Here is a 17,994-nt window from a genome sequence, read left to right as displayed (position 1 = left end):
ATCAGGAGTTCTATGGATCGTCATTTCACCCTGCTGGTTGGCTCTGTATTAGGCGCCAGTGAATACGTTGCCGACGCAATAGCAAATCTTATCCGCGAACGCGGCAACAAAGTCAGTGTGCTGCTGGAGCCGAATATCGATGATATCGACGAAGACACCACCTGGATTATTTGTACCTCAACACACGGTGCCGGCGATTTACCCGAAAACATTCAGCCTTTTGCTAAACAACTGGAAGATGAAGATCTGTCAGATGTGGAAGCGTTCGTCATTGGCCTGGGTGACAGCAGCTACGATACGTTCTGTCACGGCGCTATGGCAATGGAAAAACTGCTGAATGACGGTGGAGCAAAAATCATGTCTGAACCCCTGTTAATTGACGTGCTGCATCACCCGATTCCTGAAGACAAAGCTATTGAATGGTTCGAACCTATTCTGGATACCCTGGACTGATGTACACCCAGGCCGAGCTCAACGCATTAACATCACCGCTGTCAAACGACGCACGTGTACTGTATTGCCTCGGCTTAAGACCTACGGTAAACACCAATACGATGGTCAGCGCCCCACTCCAGTACAAATCGCTGCTAACGCTGGTAAATGGCAATTCGAACGACGGTCCCTTTACCCGGGGACGTGATATCAATCAGCTTATTGAACAATTGGCACAAGCAGGACTGGTTTCTCTTCCAGAATCGCTGTCTTTTGAGGCATCACTGAACGGCGAGCGATTGCTGTTACCCCTTACGCATGAGCAACCAGAGTACGCCTCACTGCATCAGCAACGACATGCTATGCACGCTAACTGGCAGCCTCAGACAAACGTATTTAATGAGTTAGCCAACCTGATTGGCCTCATCGATACCCACTACGAACAGGAAGACACCGGCGAGTTTGTCGCGTACTGGTTAGGACGACCAGAAGTGGTATTGAGTGCCTATCAATGGACCCAAAAGTTCGTGCATTCACTAAAAACCCGTCGCACTGCCAAAGGCTATCAGGCAGTGAAGAAAGTCGGGAATCAGATAGTGAAAGTTGAAGCAGGCATTGAAGCCGACGATAATGCGCGTAAACTGGTGGCTAAATATGCCAATAAATCTAACAATCGTTGATCGCTATGGATTCATTTAAAGACAGATTAAATTCACTCGCTAAAGCACTGGGTAAACCCGTGCCCAATGAATCTGAATACATTGATTACAAGACCTTACGCAAAGACTACGAAGCAAAAGCGAATCAGGAGATAAATCAGCTTCAACAGCAAAGTAAGCGACAGCGTATCGACGCCCTGCACGGCCGTTCTGACCTGAACCCGCGCTGGACTTTCAACAATCTGATTGAAGACAGCGACGACGTTATAGAGGCTGTGAGCATTGCACAGTCGTTTATTGCCGCACACGAAGACAGAGCCTGGCGGGAAGCGGGCTCGCATATGATGATCTTTTATGGTGACTACGGACGAGGCAAATCCCATATTGCAGGGGCCATTGCGCATCAGCTTATTGAACAGTTTGAGATCACGGTGTTGTACCGACAGTTATCCAGTTTGCTGGAAATGCGCTATGCAGCATATGATTTCAGCGCTCAGGACAATATCGGCCAGAAATTCCGTGAAGCCAATCAGGAACTGCTTGATGTAGACATGCTGATCCTCGACGAAGTGTGCGTAAATGAAACCGTTTTAAAGAAGAACGCACAAAGCTGGCTGGGTAATCTTCTTAGGCAGCGCTTGGTTAACAAGAAAAATTGTATCTTGATCACCAACCACTCTCTGGGCGATCTGGAACATGCACTTGGCCGTTACTGCTTTGAATCGATCAAAGAATACGACACCTACAAGGTCAAATTTTCAGGCCCAAGCCGTCGCACTGGCCTAACGCTGGACGAAGAAGACCTCAGTCCCAAACAGCAGTATCAGCCAAACCAGGTACGCTAAGCTAATATTAACTGCGTTAAGTCAATCTCCAGGCCCCTAACACTCTCCTGAGCGTCTTGTGGGCCTCAGTTCCATTTCCCCATTTCCACCAAACAACGTGCTAGCCCCTTGTTTACAAGGCCTGTCAGCCATTGAGCAAGCAATACTGTTGTATAAATCAATATCTGCCTTTACTTATCTACCTAGCTACAACTATTACGTAAATCACCGTGAATTCAGGGTCTACCGCAATAAAATAATGACTATCAGGCAATAAAACAGCGATAAAAACGTCATTATTTGCAATACAACATCACCGTTCTCAAAAATAGTGTCGAACCAAAGACGATCTGATCTCGCGATCATTAACGTCTGATCTGAATAACTCTTTTCCACACTCAGATCGCGCTACACACCGCGTAATATCAATATTGGTGCGATCTGATCACTGATCTATTCAACAACTTATCCCCAACTAGATCAAAGCTAGATCACTGCTGTGCATAACCTCTGCAGACTAGTTGTGTACAAGCTTTGATCTCAATTTTGATAAGATCGAGGAGTAATCTGATTGTGGATAAAAGCGCCCCTTATACACAGGATCACACTGTACTTGTGATCGGGGTATTCCAGATCTTATTGATCGCGTAACAATATGTAATTAAATGGGAAAAGGCGGTTATACACAGATCTGGTCTTGCTATATAAATATAAAAATAAAAGATCTATACAGATCCTTTCTAATAGATAGCCGATCGTGTTCTTGCATCACACAGAAAAAATGAAGAAAATTTAACCGTTTTCTTTATGCAATAACTCAGCTAAAATACGCGCCCTTTTTTCCCACGCTATGTTACGTAATTAGTGAGGTTACAATGTTTTATCAACAAGATTATGACGTCATCGTTGTTGGTGGTGGTCATGCAGGTACAGAAGCCGCATTGGCAGCTGCACGCATGGGCGTTAATACCTTGCTGCTTACACACAACATAGAAACGATTGGCCAAATGTCATGTAATCCTGCCATTGGTGGGATCGGTAAAGGTCATTTGGTTAAAGAGATCGATGCATTAGGTGGCGCTATGGCACTGGCGATCGATCAGGGTGGGATCCAATTTCGTACACTGAATTCAAGCAAAGGCCCAGCCGTTCGCGCAACCCGTGCCCAGGCTGACCGTACCCTGTATCGTCAGGCAATCAGAACCATCGTTGAAAACCAACCGAATCTGACGTTGTTCCAACAAAGTTGTGACGATCTGATCGTAGAAAACGATCGCGTATGCGGTGTGGTAACCCAAATGGGGCTAAAATTCCGTGCTAAAACCGTGGTATTAACGGTGGGTACGTTTTTGGGTGGTACGATCCACATTGGTCTGGAAAACTACAAAGGCGGTCGCGCAGGTGATCCGCCATCCATTGCCCTGGCTGACCGTTTACGCGCTCTGCCGTTCCGTGTGGACCGACTGAAAACCGGTACGCCTGCACGACTAGATATTCGTACACTGGACTTCAGTGTGATGCAGCCGCAGCCAGGTGACGATCCTGCACCGGTGTTCTCATTCATGGGTAACCGTGACATGCATCCACGTCAGATCCCGTGTTACATAACGCACACCAATGAACAAACCCACGAGATCATTCGCGGTGGTCTGGACCGCTCGCCCATGTATACCGGTGTTATTGAAGGCATTGGACCGCGTTATTGTCCGAGTATTGAAGACAAAATTAATCGCTTTGCCGACAAGTCATCGCATCAGATCTTTGTCGAACCGGAAGGACTTAACAGCGTTGAGGTATACCCAAATGGTATTTCAACCAGTTTACCGTTCGACGTGCAAATGGCATTGGTCCGCTCTATTCGCGGCTTTGAGAACGCGCATATCATTCGACCTGGCTATGCCATTGAATACGACTTCTTCGATCCGCGAGACCTCAAGCAAACGCTGGAAACCAAGTACATTGACGGGTTGTTCTTTGCCGGACAAATCAACGGTACCACCGGTTATGAAGAAGCCGGTGCGCAAGGGCTTATCGCCGGTGCTAACGCTGCGCTACAGGTACAAGACAAAGATCCCATGATCCTGCGCCGCGATCAGGCCTACATGGGTGTATTGATTGACGATCTGGCTACCATGGGGACTAAAGAACCCTACCGTATGTTCACCAGTCGTGCTGAATATCGTTTGTTGCTGCGTGAAGACAATGCTGACATGCGCTTAACCGCCCTTGGCCGTGAAGCCGGGCTGGTGGATGACGCACGTTGGGCGTCATTCAATGCCAAGGTCGAAGCCGTTGAGCAAGAGCAACAGCGTTTGCGCGGTCAATGGGTGCACCCGGATCACAAAGCAGTGCCCGCGCTAAATACCTTGTTGAAAAACCCGGTAAGCCGTGAACATTCGCTGGAAGAATTGATTCGTCGTCCTGAAATGACGTATGCCGCACTGATGGACATTGAAGGCATTGGACCAGGTCTGGAAGACCCGATTGCGGCAGAACAGGTTGAGATTCAAATCAAATACGCAGGGTATATCGCACGCCAGCAGGATGAAATTGCCAAGACCCAGCGACACGAAAATACCTTGTTGCCCGCTGACTTTGACTACAGCAAGATTTCAGGTTTATCCAATGAAGTGGTGGCTAAGCTTACTGACGCTCGACCGGAAACGATTGGCAAAGCGGCGCGTATTTCCGGCATTACACCAGCAGCCATTTCATTATTGCTGGTGTACTTGAAGAAGCACGGTTTGTTACGCAAACACGAAAAGCAGTCCGCATAAATGAGTATTGATCATCAGGTTTTACATCAGATCCTGTCTGACGGTTTGTCGACAATGGATCTCACGCTTACCAGCGAACAACAGCAAAAATTAATTGATTACGTTGCGCGTATACACAAGTGGAATAAGGCGTTCAATCTGACCTCTGTGCGCGATCCCGAGCAGATGATGGTGAAGCATATCCTGGATTCCCTCGCTGTAGCGCCGCACATTGACGGTGAAAACCTGATCGACGTGGGTACCGGACCCGGTTTACCCGGTATTCCGTTGTCGATTGTGTATCCGGAAAAGCACTTCACGTTACTCGATAGCCTCGGCAAGCGCGTGCGTTTCATGAAGCAATGTGCGTTCGAGATGAAGCTGGATAACATTACGCCAATTCAAAGCCGGGTTGAAGCGCATCAGCCCGAGCAGTACTATGATGCAGTGTTGAGCCGTGCCTTTGCGTCGTTAAAAGATATGTTGCACTGGTGTCAGCATCTGGTAGATTCAGAGGGTAAGTTTCTGGCTCTCAAAGGCCAGTATCCGGCAGAAGAAATTGCAGAGCTGGGCGATAATTTTGCTGTTACACACTCTGTAAAGCTTACCGTTCCTGGTCTGGAGGGTGAGCGTCACCTGCTAACCGTGCAAAAATCATAACTGGGATTAACCGTGGCTAAAGTCATTGCGATTGCAAATCAGAAAGGTGGTGTTGGTAAAACCACCACAGCGGTCAACGTTTCCGCGTCAATGGCGGCGACCAAGCGCAAGGTATTGTTGATTGACCTGGATCCTCAGGGCAACGCTACGATGGGAAGTGGCGTAGACAAATACGATGTGGATGCCACCAGTTATGAGCTCTTGATTGAAGATAAGCCGGTTGACGAAGTCATTATCAAGCAAACATCAGGCAAATATGATCTGATTGCTGCCAACGGAGATGTGACCGCAGCTGAAATCAAGCTCATGGAGCAGTTTGCTCGCGAAGTTCGTTTGCGCAATGCGCTGGCTTCAGTGCGCGACTACTACGATTTTATTTTTATCGATTGCCCACCGTCGCTTAACCTGCTTACGGTGAACGCGCTGGCTGCAGCCGATTCGATTCTGGTTCCCATGCAGTGCGAATACTACGCACTTGAAGGATTAACGGCGTTAATGGACACCATTCAAAAGCTGGCGTCTGTGGTAAATCCGGAACTGAAGATAGAAGGCGTGCTCAGAACCATGTATGATCCACGCAATCGATTAGCCAATGACGTTTCTGAGCAATTAAAACGCCACTTTGGTGAACAGGTATACCGCACCGTGATCCCTCGTAATGTTCGCTTGGCGGAAGCGCCTTCATTTGGTGCCCCGGCGATGTACTATGACAAGTCGTCTACAGGCGCAAAAGCCTACCTGGCCCTGGCCGGTGAAATTCTAAGACGACGCGATAAACACAGTGATATGCCTGCTAAGGCCAGTTAGTAAACACATACTCAGGCATTGAGGAAATTATGTCAGCAAAAAGAAGAGGACTCGGACGCGGTCTGGACGCATTACTTGCAACCAGTCAGTCAACATCCCGCCAGGACGAAGAAGCCGGCAACGCGCAAAAAAGCGAACTGCGTAAACTCCCCATTGAATTTTTGCAGCCTGGCAAGTACCAGCCGCGTAAAGATATGTCGCCGGAAGCGCTCGAAGAGCTGGCGTCATCTATCCGTTCACAAGGGGTTATTCAACCCATTGTGGTTCGCACCGTAGGCGAAAACAAATACGAAATCATTGCCGGTGAGCGTCGCTGGCGTGCTGCGCAACTTGCGCAATTGGATGTAGTACCGTGTTTGATTAAAGATGTCGCTGATGAAGCGGCTGTGGCTATAGCGTTAATTGAGAATATCCAGCGTGAAGATCTCAACGCCATGGAAGAAGCTCAGGCGCTGGAACGGTTAATGAACGAATTTGAGCTTACGCACTCTGAGGTCGCTGAAGCGGTAGGGAAATCACGTACCACCATTACGAACCTGCTACGCCTGAACAACCTAAACGATGACGTTAAATTGCTGGTTGAGCATGGCGATATCGAAATGGGACATGCGCGCGCCCTGCTGGCCCTCGATGGCGAAGCACAGTCTGATGCTGCACAGGTCGTTTCAGGGAAAGGGTTAACCGTCCGCGACACTGAAAAACTGGTGCGCAAGTTACTTGAACCCACGCCGCCCAAGCCCGAAAAGAAAATCGACCCTGACGTACAAAGTTTAATAGTGGAACTTTCTGAAAAAATGGGTGCGCAGGTGTCAATTGATCACAATGCCAAAGGAAAAGGCAAACTCACCATCAATTTCAATGATCTCGACCAGCTGGACGGCATTTTATCGCGCATCAAGTAGGTTGATACAGGCCTTACCAGATGCGCTTTTAAGACAATAGTCTTAGGTCCCCCCTGTTATATTTCTGATATTGGGCTGGTAAATTTTCAGAATAACCTTCAGAATGCCTTTTACAGTTGAATTTAATCGCCAAAACAGTATACTTCTGACGCTTTTTATTCAGTGATGGCGAGCGGGTTTTGCAAGCAGCTAAACGTATCGGTACTAAAGGTCAACATTTGGCACTCAAAGTACTACTCTTGCAGAGTTGCGCTGGTGTGGTTGCCTCTGGCATTGTTGCCATCCTGATGAGCCTGGACAGCGGCCTCGATGCGCTGGTAGGCGTTGTAGCGAATATTGTACCGGCTGGCATTTTTGCCTTTTTTGCATTCAGATTCGCCGGTGCATCCAAGAACGACTTGGTCGTGCGGAGTTTTCGCAAAGGAATAGCACTTAAGTTGTTGTTCACCTTTTTGATATTTGCTTGGGTATTTAAGCACACAAATGTGCAGGTGTTACCCTTGTTTATCGGCTACATTGTGACATTAGTCGCGCAATGGCCCGGAATGATTTATTTACATCGCGCGTAAGCAAACAACAAATAATTAATTACAACGCGATGATTGCCTGACCAACTGAACAGACGTTTTTTCGTCGGGCAGAGCACAGCATTTTTTAACTTTAGATAATTTGGGAAAAAAAATGGCAGCATCTGGTGGCGAACAAACCGTTAGCGGTTACATTCAACACCACTTGACCAATGCTACTGTTGGCGAAGGCTTTATGGCCGTTCACGTCGACACGCTGGCCTGGTCTGTGGGGTTAGGGATACTCTTCCTTTATCTTTTCCGTAAAGCAGCTAAGTCTATGACAGCTGGTGTACCTGGTAAGTTCCAGGCTGCGGTTGAGATCATCGTTGAGTTTGTGGATGACACAGTAAAAGGGACTTACCACGGTAAGAGCCCACTCATCGCACCATTAGCACTTACCATCTTTGTATGGGTATTGCTGATGAACCTGATGGACTTAGTTCCGGTTGACTTCCTGCCTTGGGCAGCGCAGCAAATTGGCGCAGCAATGGGCTATGATCCACATCACGTCTACATGAAAGTGGTACCTACCACTGACGTTAACATGACCTTCGCACTGTCGCTGGGCGTGTTCATTCTGATGATTTTCTACAGTATCAAAATCAAAGGTGTAGGTGGCTTCTTAAAAGAACTGTATGCCCACCCATTCAACACACCTTGGTTGTACTGGTTCAACTTTGTTTTGGAATTGGTATCGCTGCTGGCTAAGCCACTGTCGTTATCACTTCGTCTATTCGGTAACTTGTACGCAGGTGAACTTATCTTCATCCTGATTGCAGGCACGATGGGTCTGTGGCAGCTACCTCTGCACTTTATCTGGGCGGCATTCCACTTACTGGTTATTCCTTTGCAGGCGTTCATTTTCATGATGTTGACCATCGTGTATCTGAGCTTGGCCAGCGAAGAACATTAATTTTTGATTGACTAACTTTTTAATATTTAACTTCCAAACTTAAAGGTGAAAAAACTATGGAAATTTTAGGTAATCTGTACATTGCAGTTGGCATCCTGATCGGCCTGTGTGCATTAGGTCCTGCGATCGGTTTCGGTCTGCTGGGTGGTAAATTCCTTGAGTCTGCTGCTCGTCAACCAGAACTAGCACCAACACTGCAAGTTAAGATGTTCATCGTAGCGGGTCTGATCGATGCGATCGCGATGATCGGTGTTGCTATTGCCTTGTTCCTATTGTTCGTTGAAAGCGCAAAGTTTGCTGTTTAAGCACCGAATAACTTTTATCAACGAATAGAGGGGGAGCGGTTGTGAATATCAACCTTACTCTGATCGGCGAATTAATTGCGTTCATCGTTTTCGTGTGGTTCTGTATGGCGAAAGTCTGGCCACCGATCATGGCAGCAATTGAAGAGCGTCAGAAGAAAATAGCCGATGGGCTTGAAGCTTCTGAGCGTGCCGAGAAAGATTTAGAACTTGCTCAGGCGAAAGCCACTGAGCAATTGAAAGATGCGAAAGCACAAGCAGCGGAAATTGTCGAGCAGGCCAAAAAGCGCGCCAATCAACTTGTTGATGAGGAAACGCAACGTGGTCATGCTGAGCGCGAAAAAATTATCACGCAAGGTTATGCCGAAATCGAAGCTGAACGCAATCGTGCCAAAGAGGAACTGCGTAAGCAGGTAGCAGCTCTGGCTGTTGCTGGTGCACAGCAGATCCTTCAACGTGAAATCGACGCCAGCGCGCAAAGCGACATTGTTGAAAAACTTGTCGCCGAGCTTTGAGATAGGAGATGAGCCATGTCTGAATTGACAACCGTAGCTCGTCCTTATGCTAAAGCGGCTTTTGATTTTGCTGTTGAGCATAACGCCATTGCACAATGGCAGGAAATGCTGGGCTTCGCCGCAGCGGTAGCGAGCAACGAGACAGTCAGCGAACTGTCTGGTGGTTCAATGGCCGCTGACAAGCTGGCAGACCTGTACATTAATGTCTGTGGCGAGTCGCTCGACACACATGGTCAGAACCTGATTAAAGTTCTGGCAGAGAATAAACGTTTAACTGCCTTGCCAGAGATTTCTGCGCTGTTTGACCTGCTGAAAGCAGAGTACGACAAAGAAATCGAAGTAGTTGTGACGTCGGCGTCTGAACTGACCGACACACAAACCACTAATCTGAGTGCATCGTTAGAAAAACGTTTGGCACGTAAAGTGAAGCTTATTTGTAACGTGGACCCTGCCCTTGTTGCCGGTATGGTAATTAAAGCCGGTGACACAGTCATCGATGGTTCCGTGAAATCTAAATTGAACCGTCTCGCAGACGCGTTGCAAGCATAACGGGGATAAGAGCATGCAACTTAATTCCACTGAAATTGCAGAACTGATCAAGAAAAGAATTGAACAGTTTGATGTAACCAGTGAAGCACGCAATGAAGGTACTATCGTCGCAGTAACCGACGGTATCATCCGCATTCACGGCCTGGCCGATGTCATGCAGGGTGAAATGATTGAGCTTCCTGGTGGTCGTTACGCGATTGCACTAAACCTTGAGCGAGACTCAGTTGGTGCAGTTGTTATGGGTCCTTACGCGGACCTGCAAGAAGGACAAAAAGTCCAGTCTACCGGCCGTATTCTTGAAGTACCGGTAGGTCGTTCACTGTTGGGTCGTGTTGTAAACACCCTGGGTGAGCCAATTGATGGTAAAGGTGCTATTGAAACCGACACTTATGAGCCGGTAGAGAAAATCGCACCAGGCGTTATCGAACGTCAATCAGTAGACCAGCCAGTGCAAACTGGTTATAAGTCTGTTGACGCGATGATTCCAATCGGCCGTGGCCAGCGTGAGCTGATCATCGGTGACCGTCAGACTGGTAAAACTGCGATGGCAATCGATGCCATCATCAACCAGAAAGGTACTGGCGTTAAATGTGTATACGTAGCGGTTGGTCAAAAAGCCTCTACTATCGCAAACGTAGTACGCAAGCTGGAAGAGCACGGCGCACTGGCTCACACCATTGTTGTTGCCGCTTCTGCTTCTGAGTCTGCTGCCCTGCAATACCTGGCGCCATACTCTGGTTGTACAATGGGTGAATACTTCCGTGACCGCGGTGAAGACGCCCTTATCGTATATGATGATTTGTCTAAGCAAGCTGTTGCTTACCGTCAAATCTCACTGCTACTGAAACGTCCTCCTGGCCGTGAAGCTTACCCAGGTGACGTATTCTACTTGCACTCACGTCTGCTAGAGCGTGCTGCACGTGTAAACGAGCAGTATGTTGAGCGTTTCACTAACGGCGAAGTTAAGGGCCAGACTGGTTCATTAACTGCACTGCCGATTATCGAAACGCAAGCGGGTGACGTTTCTGCATTCGTACCTACTAACGTAATCTCGATTACAGATGGTCAGATCTTCCTAGAAACTGACTTGTTCAACGCAGGTATCCGTCCGGCGGTTAACGCTGGTATCTCGGTATCTCGTGTTGGTGGTGCGGCACAAACGAAAATCGTTAAGAAGCTGGGTGGCGGTATCCGTCTTGCCCTGGCTCAGTATCGTGAATTGGCGGCATTCTCGCAGTTCGCATCTGACCTTGACGAAGCTACTCGTGCACAGCTTGAGCACGGTGAGCGCGTTACCGAACTAATGAAACAGAAGCAGTACACGCCACTGTCAGTGGGTGAGACTGGTGTTTCCCTGTTCGCGGTAGAAAAAGGCTTCCTGAAAGACGTGGAACTGAACAAGATCCTGGATTTCGAAGCGGCCTTACATTCATTCATGAACAGCGAATACGCTGATCTGATGAAGACTATCAACGAAACAGGTAACTACAACGCTGACATTGAGTCACAGTTGAATGACGCTTTAACAAAGTTTAAAGCGACACAAACTTGGTAATCAATGGTGCTGACTGAAAGGTCAGCACATTCACGTTGAGTAATCGGAGAGATAGTCATGGCCAGCGGTAAAGAGATAAAAGGTAAGATTGGGAGTATCAAGAATACTCAAAAGATTACCAGTGCGATGGAAATGGTTGCTGCGTCCAAAATGAAAAAGGCGCAGGAGCGCATGGCCTCCGGTCGTCCATATGCACAAAATATGCTTAAAGTGATTGGTCACATTGCTAACGGTAACCTTGAGTACCGCCATCCATATTTGGAAGAGCGTGAAGTCAAGCGTGTCGGTTACATTGTGATATCCACCGACCGTGGCTTGTGTGGTGGTTTGAACACCAACGAGTTTAAATTGGTTACCAAGGAAGTAAAAGCTTGGAAAGACCAAGGTGTCGAAGTGGACTTTGCAGCGCTAGGTTCAAAAGCATGTGCGTTCTTTAACCGATTTGGCGGTACTTTGCTTGCCGCAGAATCAGGTTTAGGTGACGCGCCTAAAATCAGCGACATTGTTGGCGTAGTACGCGTCATGCTGAAAGCCTTTGATGAAGGAAAACTGGATAAAGTATTTCTGGTTTTCAACGACTTCGTTAACACGATGTCACAACAGCCTGTAAGCAATCAATTATTGCCTTTGCCAAAGTCTGAAGACGAAGAGTTGAAGCATCGTTGGGATTACATCTACGAGCCGGATCCAAAACCCATTTTGGAAGCATTAATGGTTCGTTACATTGAATCCCAGGTGTACCAGGGTGTTGTAGAAAACGCCGCGTCCGAGCAAGCTGCTCGAATGGTTGCTATGAAAGCCGCAACCGATAACGCAGGCAATCTGATTGATGATCTTCAATTGGTATACAACAAAGCCCGTCAGGCCGCAATCACACAAGAAATTAGTGAGATTGTTGGTGGTGCAGCAGCGGTGTAGGCAAAGGTTTAGAAAAGATAATGAGGACAAATTATGAGTCAAGGTAAGGTCGTCCAAGTCATTGGCGCCGTTGTGGACATCGAGTTTCCACAAGACGCGGTTCCAAGGGTATATGACGCACTTAAAGTTACCGAAGGTGACTTGTCCGGGCTAACCCTGGAAGTGCAACAGCAATTAGGTGGCGGTGTCGTTCGTGGTATCGCTTTGGGTTCTACTGACGGTCTGCGTCGTGGTCTTACAGTTGAAAACTCTGGCAACCCCATCATGGTTCCAGTAGGTACAGCTACCCTGGGCCGCATCATGGATGTACTGGGTAACCCAATTGATGAAGCGGGCCCAATCGGTGAAGAAGAGCGTATGTCTATTCACCGTGAAGCGCCTAGCTATGAAGATCAATCAAGCTCGGTTGAACTGCTTGAAACGGGTATCAAGGTAATCGACCTGGTTTGCCCATTCGCTAAGGGTGGTAAAGTTGGTCTGTTCGGTGGTGCCGGTGTTGGTAAAACCGTAAACATGATGGAGCTTATCCGTAACATCGCTATCGAGCACAGCGGCTACTCAGTATTCGCAGGTGTTGGTGAGCGTACTCGTGAGGGTAACGACTTCTATCATGAAATGAACGAATCAAACGTACTAGATAAAGTATCGCTGGTTTACGGTCAGATGAATGAACCACCAGGTAACCGTCTTCGTGTTGCTCTGACTGGTCTGACGATGGCAGAGAAATTCCGTGACGAAGGTCGTGACGTACTGTTCTTCGTAGATAACATCTACCGTTACACACTGGCCGGTACTGAGGTATCAGCACTGTTAGGCCGTATGCCTTCAGCGGTAGGTTATCAGCCTACACTGGCTGAAGAAATGGGTGTGCTTCAGGAGCGTATCGCGTCTACTAAGACTGGTTCAATCACGTCAATCCAGGCGGTATACGTACCAGCCGATGACTTGACTGACCCGTCTCCGGCAACCACCTTTGCTCACTTGGATGCAACGGTAGTACTGTCACGTGATATCGCGTCTCTGGGTATTTACCCTGCGGTAGACCCACTGGATTCAACTTCACGTCAGTTGGACCCTCTGGTAATCGGTCAGGAACACTACGAAACTGCTCGTGGCGTTCAAACCGTACTACAGCGCTATAAAGAGCTGAAAGATATCATTGCGATTCTGGGTATGGACGAACTGTCTGACGAAGATAAGCTGGTTGTAACTCGTGCGCGTAAGATTCAGCGCTTCCTGTCTCAGCCGTTCTTCGTAGCAGAAGTATTCACTGGTTCTCCAGGTAAATACGTTTCTCTGAAAGATACCATCAGTGGCTTTAAAGGCATCCTGGAAGGTGAATATGATCATCTGCCAGAGCAAGCCTTCTACATGGTTGGTTCAATCGACGAAGCGCTGGAAAAAGCCAAGAAAGCTTAATGGCCCGGGGCTGTGTTAACAGCCCCTGACTTAAGCTAGCGTACCTATTAGGAGGTTTACATGGCAGCAATGACAGTTCACTTAGATGTAGTAAGCGCAGAAGAGCAAATTTTCTCTGGTCGCGTTGAAACCATCCAGGTGACAGGTAGCGAAGGTGAACTGGGTATTTACCCTGGCCACGCGCCGCTCATCACTCCAATTAAACCTGGTATGGTGCGTTTGGTTAAACAGCACGGTGAAGAAGAAGTTATTTATGTTGCTGGTGGCGTACTCGAAGTACAACCTGGCAATGTAACTGTTCTGGCCGATACTGCGGTAAGAGCAGAAGATTTGGATGCACAGGCTGCTGAAGAAGCTAAACGACGTGCAGAAGAGCACATCGCCAATCCAGGTGCTGACTTTAATTATGCAGAAGCCGCTCACGAGCTGGCAGAAGCTATTGCCCAGTTGCGATTAATTCAAAAACTGCGCAAGTAATTAGATTCAAACGATATTAAAAACCCAGGTTCGCCTGGGTTTTTTTATGCCTGCAATAAATAGAAAAAAAGCGTGCATTTCAACCTGAACTGTATAAATATACATGCAATAAGCTCTGGCATTGAGCTTAAAACGAAGTGAATGGAGTTAGGTAAAAGGCGCAACTGCCCGCATATCAAGTGATGTTTAGTTTGGCGGGAAACATCACCTTACCTATAGACACTTTGGTGTTGATAACTTTAAGCAAGGAACGTATATGGACACCCCAACCCCACTTTCGGCATCGTGTTTATGTGGTGCCGTTAAAATTAACGCCATCATAAAGTCACTGGAAATAGGCGTTTGTCACTGCGGCATGTGCAGACAATGGGCCGGTAGCCCCTACTTCGCCTTAGAGAGCGACAATGTCACTTTATCCGGTGACAGCGTGAAAGCCTATGATTCGTCCGAGTGGGCAGAACGCGGTTTTTGTGGAAACTGCGGTACTCACCTGTTCTACCGAATGAAAGGCAGTGAAACCTATTATCTCCCGGTAGGCTTGTTCCCAACGCATCAGGCTATGACGATGTCACACCAAATTTTTATAGACAGTAAACCCGAATATTACAGCTTTGAACAAAAAACAGTGTGTATGACAGGTGAGGAAGTGATGGCCCAATTTGCCGGAGATAACCAATCATGAGTACAGATACGCTTATTAATTATGTCGAATTGCCGTGCAGGGATATCCCCGCCACCAAAGCGTTCTTTGCTTCTGTTTTTAACTGGACTTACACCGATTACGGTGAGGAGTATTGTGAATTTCGTGACAAGGGAATAACAGGCGGCCTGTATAAAGCCGACATGGCTTCTCTCACGGCTACAGGCGCAACGTTATTAGTGTTCTACACTCCTGCCCTTGAAGAGACGCTAAACGCGGTAACGACTGCGGGAGGCATCATCATCAAGCCTATCTTTGCATTTCCCGGCGGTCGGCGGTTTCACTTTACTGAACCCAGTGGCAATGAATTCGCTGTGTGGTCAGATAAATAGCAAGTGTGCTTATGGGCGCACTCAGGCAATTCACATTCGTTAACAAACCAGTCGATGTCTGGTTTGTGCCAATGAATGTTTGACGTGTATAATTAGCGTTGCTTTATACACACAACCAACGTAATGAATAATAAAAATGTATTAATACATGTTTGGTTGCCGCCTTTACTATTTGTAATAGTTTGCCTAAGCCTCAACTACCTGGCTGGATCATTGGATTTAGCATACGTAGTGGATGAGCGTTCACAAAGGGATTTTAATGCTGCGCTGGGTATGCCGCTGATAATCGGCTATTTATGGCTGGCAATACGCATTATGCACCGACGTGCAGGTCGACGTATAGCTGACTTTCTGGTCAGCGTTAGACGCGTTGATGAGTATCCACAACACATTAAAAAGCTGGAGAAAAAGCTAATTACTCAGGTGGTGATTGCCAGTGCGCTGGCGATATCGATCACCATGATATACCTGACAACGGAAGGTTTGCTGGCACTGGATTTAAAGCCCGCCATTATATTGCTGAATGCAATCGCCGTCCCATTCTGGTTTTTTTTGTTTTTATTCATAATGCAGTCGGCGTCATTTACACGGTACATGTACCGGCATTTGGTGTTGCCCAGCATCACTCGAGAAACAAACTTTAGTCATTGTAAGGCGCTGTGCGATCTCGGGCTCAGTAACGTGAGTCTGGCACTCATGATGTTAATGCTGGTACCCATTTTTTGGCTGGGTAAACCTATTCCAGTGATCGATCTGCTGATTTTAATGGTAATGGTAGTGTTTATGCTGGCGTTACTGTTTTTGCCTGTGCTTAAAACGCTATGGTTAATGCGGACCTATCGGGCAAAAAATATTGCCTCAATAGAAACTGCTATAGAGGCCATTTTGGTAAAAAGGCGCAGCGGGCTCAACAATGAGCGCACTGCAGCACAACTTTATCGATTGAATCAACAGCTGGAAGATATGCGTCAATTCAGTTGCTGGCCAAGAGATATTGTGCAGAATATTAAGATATTTATTGTGTCGGCCGGTGTACCGACCAGCTGGTTGTTAATGGCCTGGTTTGTAAAGTAAAGGAGTACTCATGAAAGTCTATGGAGACAGCCGTTCAGGCAACTGTTACAAGATCCAACTGGTACTGGCATTGCTCGGAAAGCATTGCGAGTGGGTTGATGTGGATATCCTGAAAGGAGAAACACATACGGATGCGTTTATTGCTAAGAACCCGGTAGCCAAAATTCCATTGCTTGAACTCAGTGATGGACGATGTCTGAGTGAGTCGAATGCCATTATTAATTATCTCGCCGCAGGATCGACGCTGATCCCATCCAAGGCGTTTGACTACGCCAAAATGTTGCAGTGGCAATTCTTTGAACAGTACAGTCATGAGCCCGCGATTGCGGTTGCCAGATACATCAATGTGTTTCTTGGGCTTCCCGACGACAGAAAAGCCGAATTCGACGCTAAGCAGGAAGCCGGGCATAAAGCGCTTGCGGTTATGGAAACCCAACTCAACGAAACCCCATATTTGGTGGGGGACCACATCTCTCTTGCAGACATTTCCTTATATGCTTACACGCATGTCGCCCACGAAGGTGGCTTTGACCTTTCTGCATATCCTGGCATTCGTCGCTGGTTGGCTTTAATTGAAGAGCAGCGTGGCTACATGCCAATAGCACAGCGTCGTTAGTTGCCAGAAAACCGATACCACTGCTGCTTGAACGCATCTAGTAGCTGATACAATGGCGCCGTGTCGGTACTCTCAATACATTGTAAGGTGAAGGCGACCGCCTCAAGAGTCGACAAGCCGTTCGATACCTGGGTTTTTCGGATTCCATACTGGCCATCTATATTGTCCGGTAGGCGATAAAACGGGTATTTATCTAACCATGGATTGCGTTTCCAAAGTCCGTAAGCCTGCTTCCAGCTTCCATCAATAACTATTAATCTTTTTATTTTACTGCAATTTTGCAGTTTGTAAGTACTCGTTAACTCGGTTGATTCCGGAGAAGGATAGAGTACGACTGTTGCGTCATCACATTCACTTAACGCTTCTCTGAGTGATTTAAAATCTTCTGCTACTTTGCCGGTGTAACAGTGAATATTTTGCAAAGACAGCTGCAGGAGTTTAACTGTATTTTTGGCGTGAACGGCTTCTTTGGAATGCTGCAGTACGACGACCTCTGTCTGATTGTGAACAGGTTTAATATGTTCACACAGGCAGGTTTTTAAAGGATAGTGACAACGGTGGCACTTTGCGCGCATACTACACCAGGTTATGGATCGAAATGTAGATTTTACCCCAACAGAACGTATATGGCATACCATCCGGCTGATTCCAGCTGGACGAGTTGCCGCATATGGGCAAGTAGCCGATTTAGCAGGCTTACCAGGACGGGCTCGCATGGTTGGGCGCAGTTTAAAAGCAGTGCCACCGCATGAAATCGTGCCCTGGTTCAGAGTACTGCGCAGTAATGGACAAATTGCTTTTCCGGTTGCCAGCGAGCACGCCAATGAGCAAATTGCCAGATTGCAGGAAGAAGGGGTGCTGGTGGTTAATCATCGCGTCGATATGAAACGTTACCAGTGGCAACCAGATTTACCAACGTTACTTTACCAGCTAGACTTTTAATATGAGGCTGTGCTGAAGGCACGCAGACTCAGGAAAGGAATCAATCAACGCTACTGTTCGAAACAGAAAAAGA

The 17,994-nt window shown here is 47.4% G+C and carries 22 protein-coding genes; 21 read left to right on the top strand and 1 reads right to left on the bottom strand.

The genetic code is table 11. The features are described from left to right. Positions 1-12 precede the first annotated feature (12 nt). From mioC to BUB81_RS03740, 20 genes are all read left to right on the top strand, one after another. A complete protein-coding gene (gene mioC, locus BUB81_RS03835; protein ID WP_073318410.1) occupies positions 13-453 on the top strand; it encodes an FMN-binding protein MioC in 441 nt (146 codons plus the stop codon). Further along, the gene (locus tag BUB81_RS03830; RefSeq protein WP_245819107.1) at positions 420-1,112 is read left to right on the top strand and encodes a DnaT-like ssDNA-binding domain-containing protein; all 693 of its coding nucleotides are present in this window, start codon (positions 420-422) and stop codon (positions 1,110-1,112) included. The genes mioC and BUB81_RS03830 overlap by 34 nt, the downstream gene beginning before the upstream one ends. 5 nt (positions 1,113-1,117) lie before the next feature. After that, positions 1,118-1,936: an ATP-binding protein gene (locus tag BUB81_RS03825; RefSeq protein WP_073318404.1), complete on the top strand. Its 819-nt coding sequence runs from the start codon at positions 1,118-1,120 to the stop codon at positions 1,934-1,936. A gap of 854 nt (positions 1,937-2,790) precedes the next feature. After that, positions 2,791-4,692 (top strand): tRNA uridine-5-carboxymethylaminomethyl(34) synthesis enzyme MnmG, encoded by a 1,902-nt coding sequence (mnmG, locus tag BUB81_RS03820; protein WP_073318401.1) that lies wholly within the window; start codon positions 2,791-2,793, stop codon positions 4,690-4,692. Further along, the gene (gene rsmG, locus BUB81_RS03815; RefSeq protein WP_073318398.1) at positions 4,693-5,331 is read left to right on the top strand and encodes a 16S rRNA (guanine(527)-N(7))-methyltransferase RsmG; all 639 of its coding nucleotides are present in this window, start codon (positions 4,693-4,695) and stop codon (positions 5,329-5,331) included. Between the two features lie 12 nt (positions 5,332-5,343). Further along, the gene (locus BUB81_RS03810) at positions 5,344-6,138 is read left to right on the top strand and encodes a ParA family protein (protein WP_073318395.1); all 795 of its coding nucleotides are present in this window, start codon (positions 5,344-5,346) and stop codon (positions 6,136-6,138) included. 29 nt (positions 6,139-6,167) lie between these two features. After that, entirely contained in the window at positions 6,168-7,040 is an 873-nt protein-coding gene (locus tag BUB81_RS03805) for a ParB/RepB/Spo0J family partition protein (RefSeq protein WP_073318392.1), read from the top strand. Between the two features lie 179 nt (positions 7,041-7,219). Beyond that, a complete protein-coding gene (locus tag BUB81_RS03800; protein ID WP_073318389.1) occupies positions 7,220-7,609 on the top strand; it encodes an ATP synthase subunit I in 390 nt (129 codons plus the stop codon). A 112-nt stretch (positions 7,610-7,721) separates the two neighbouring features. Then, positions 7,722-8,522, top strand: coding sequence for a F0F1 ATP synthase subunit A (gene atpB, locus BUB81_RS03795; protein WP_073318386.1), 801 nt, complete (start codon positions 7,722-7,724; stop codon positions 8,520-8,522). Positions 8,523-8,578: 56 nt separating this feature from the next. Beyond that, entirely contained in the window at positions 8,579-8,827 is a 249-nt protein-coding gene (gene atpE / locus BUB81_RS03790; protein ID WP_073318383.1) for a F0F1 ATP synthase subunit C, read from the top strand. 41 nt (positions 8,828-8,868) lie between these two features. Then, complete coding sequence (gene atpF / locus BUB81_RS03785) at positions 8,869-9,339, top strand: F0F1 ATP synthase subunit B (protein WP_073318380.1); 471 nt, start codon at positions 8,869-8,871, stop codon at positions 9,337-9,339. A 15-nt stretch (positions 9,340-9,354) separates the two neighbouring features. Beyond that, a complete protein-coding gene (atpH, locus tag BUB81_RS03780) occupies positions 9,355-9,888 on the top strand; it encodes a F0F1 ATP synthase subunit delta (protein ID WP_073318377.1) in 534 nt (177 codons plus the stop codon). 13 nt (positions 9,889-9,901) lie between these two features. Further along, positions 9,902-11,443, top strand: coding sequence for a F0F1 ATP synthase subunit alpha (gene atpA, locus BUB81_RS03775; RefSeq protein WP_073318375.1), 1,542 nt, complete (start codon positions 9,902-9,904; stop codon positions 11,441-11,443). A 57-nt stretch (positions 11,444-11,500) separates the two neighbouring features. Beyond that, entirely contained in the window at positions 11,501-12,361 is an 861-nt protein-coding gene (gene atpG, locus BUB81_RS03770) for a F0F1 ATP synthase subunit gamma (protein ID WP_073318373.1), read from the top strand. 33 nt (positions 12,362-12,394) lie between these two features. Beyond that, positions 12,395-13,780 carry a F0F1 ATP synthase subunit beta gene (atpD, locus tag BUB81_RS03765; RefSeq protein ID WP_073318370.1) on the top strand — a complete coding sequence of 462 codons (1,386 nt, stop codon included), beginning with the start codon at positions 12,395-12,397 and terminating at the stop codon, positions 13,778-13,780. A 60-nt stretch (positions 13,781-13,840) separates the two neighbouring features. Further along, a complete protein-coding gene (locus BUB81_RS03760; protein WP_073318367.1) occupies positions 13,841-14,257 on the top strand; it encodes a F0F1 ATP synthase subunit epsilon in 417 nt (138 codons plus the stop codon). Between the two features lie 256 nt (positions 14,258-14,513). Further along, positions 14,514-14,939 (top strand): GFA family protein, encoded by a 426-nt coding sequence (locus BUB81_RS03755; RefSeq protein WP_073318364.1) that lies wholly within the window; start codon positions 14,514-14,516, stop codon positions 14,937-14,939. Continuing rightward, on the top strand, positions 14,936-15,289 hold the full coding sequence (locus BUB81_RS03750) for a VOC family protein (RefSeq protein WP_073318361.1): 354 nt from the start codon (positions 14,936-14,938) through the stop codon (positions 15,287-15,289). The genes BUB81_RS03755 and BUB81_RS03750 overlap by 4 nt, the downstream gene beginning before the upstream one ends. A gap of 213 nt (positions 15,290-15,502) precedes the next feature. Next, a complete protein-coding gene (locus BUB81_RS03745) occupies positions 15,503-16,363 on the top strand; it encodes a hypothetical protein (protein ID WP_139241490.1) in 861 nt (286 codons plus the stop codon). A 10-nt stretch (positions 16,364-16,373) separates the two neighbouring features. Continuing rightward, the gene (locus BUB81_RS03740) at positions 16,374-16,979 is read left to right on the top strand and encodes a glutathione S-transferase family protein (protein WP_073318355.1); all 606 of its coding nucleotides are present in this window, start codon (positions 16,374-16,376) and stop codon (positions 16,977-16,979) included. On the opposite strand, the gene BUB81_RS03735 is transcribed toward BUB81_RS03740, so the two are convergent. Further along, a complete protein-coding gene (locus tag BUB81_RS03735; protein ID WP_073318352.1) occupies positions 16,976-17,554 on the bottom strand; it encodes a tRNA-uridine aminocarboxypropyltransferase in 579 nt (192 codons plus the stop codon). The genes BUB81_RS03740 and BUB81_RS03735 overlap by 4 nt on opposite strands. Positions 17,555-17,567: 13 nt before the next feature. On the opposite strand from BUB81_RS03735, the gene BUB81_RS03730 reads away from it, so the two are divergent. Continuing rightward, on the top strand, positions 17,568-17,921 hold the full coding sequence (locus BUB81_RS03730; RefSeq protein WP_073318349.1) for an MGMT family protein: 354 nt from the start codon (positions 17,568-17,570) through the stop codon (positions 17,919-17,921). Positions 17,922-17,994 lie beyond the last annotated feature (73 nt).

Source organism: Marisediminitalea aggregata (genome assembly GCF_900129565.1).
Classification (GTDB): domain Bacteria; phylum Pseudomonadota; class Gammaproteobacteria; order Enterobacterales; family Alteromonadaceae; genus Alteromonas; species Alteromonas aggregata.
Note: the sequence above shows the minus strand (reverse complement) of the source record. Positions and strands in the feature narration are given on the sequence as shown.

Coding starts and splice junctions, on each gene's coding strand:
- mioC (WP_073318410.1), top strand. CDS start 13: ATGGATCGTCATTTCACCCTGCTGGTTGGCTCTGTATTAGGCGCCAGT.
- BUB81_RS03830 (WP_245819107.1), top strand. CDS start 420: ATGGTTCGAACCTATTCTGGATACCCTGGACTGATGTACACCCAGGCC.
- BUB81_RS03825 (WP_073318404.1), top strand. CDS start 1,118: ATGGATTCATTTAAAGACAGATTAAATTCACTCGCTAAAGCACTGGGT.
- mnmG (WP_073318401.1), top strand. CDS start 2,791: ATGTTTTATCAACAAGATTATGACGTCATCGTTGTTGGTGGTGGTCAT.
- rsmG (WP_073318398.1), top strand. CDS start 4,693: ATGAGTATTGATCATCAGGTTTTACATCAGATCCTGTCTGACGGTTTG.
- BUB81_RS03805 (WP_073318392.1), top strand. CDS start 6,168: ATGTCAGCAAAAAGAAGAGGACTCGGACGCGGTCTGGACGCATTACTT.
- atpB (WP_073318386.1), top strand. CDS start 7,722: ATGGCAGCATCTGGTGGCGAACAAACCGTTAGCGGTTACATTCAACAC.
- atpE (WP_073318383.1), top strand. CDS start 8,579: ATGGAAATTTTAGGTAATCTGTACATTGCAGTTGGCATCCTGATCGGC.
- atpH (WP_073318377.1), top strand. CDS start 9,355: ATGTCTGAATTGACAACCGTAGCTCGTCCTTATGCTAAAGCGGCTTTT.
- atpA (WP_073318375.1), top strand. CDS start 9,902: ATGCAACTTAATTCCACTGAAATTGCAGAACTGATCAAGAAAAGAATT.
- atpG (WP_073318373.1), top strand. CDS start 11,501: ATGGCCAGCGGTAAAGAGATAAAAGGTAAGATTGGGAGTATCAAGAAT.
- atpD (WP_073318370.1), top strand. CDS start 12,395: ATGAGTCAAGGTAAGGTCGTCCAAGTCATTGGCGCCGTTGTGGACATC.
- BUB81_RS03760 (WP_073318367.1), top strand. CDS start 13,841: ATGGCAGCAATGACAGTTCACTTAGATGTAGTAAGCGCAGAAGAGCAA.
- BUB81_RS03755 (WP_073318364.1), top strand. CDS start 14,514: ATGGACACCCCAACCCCACTTTCGGCATCGTGTTTATGTGGTGCCGTT.
- BUB81_RS03750 (WP_073318361.1), top strand. CDS start 14,936: ATGAGTACAGATACGCTTATTAATTATGTCGAATTGCCGTGCAGGGAT.
- BUB81_RS03740 (WP_073318355.1), top strand. CDS start 16,374: ATGAAAGTCTATGGAGACAGCCGTTCAGGCAACTGTTACAAGATCCAA.
- BUB81_RS03735 (WP_073318352.1), bottom strand. CDS start 17,554: ATGCGCGCAAAGTGCCACCGTTGTCACTATCCTTTAAAAACCTGCCTG.
- BUB81_RS03730 (WP_073318349.1), top strand. CDS start 17,568: ATGGATCGAAATGTAGATTTTACCCCAACAGAACGTATATGGCATACC.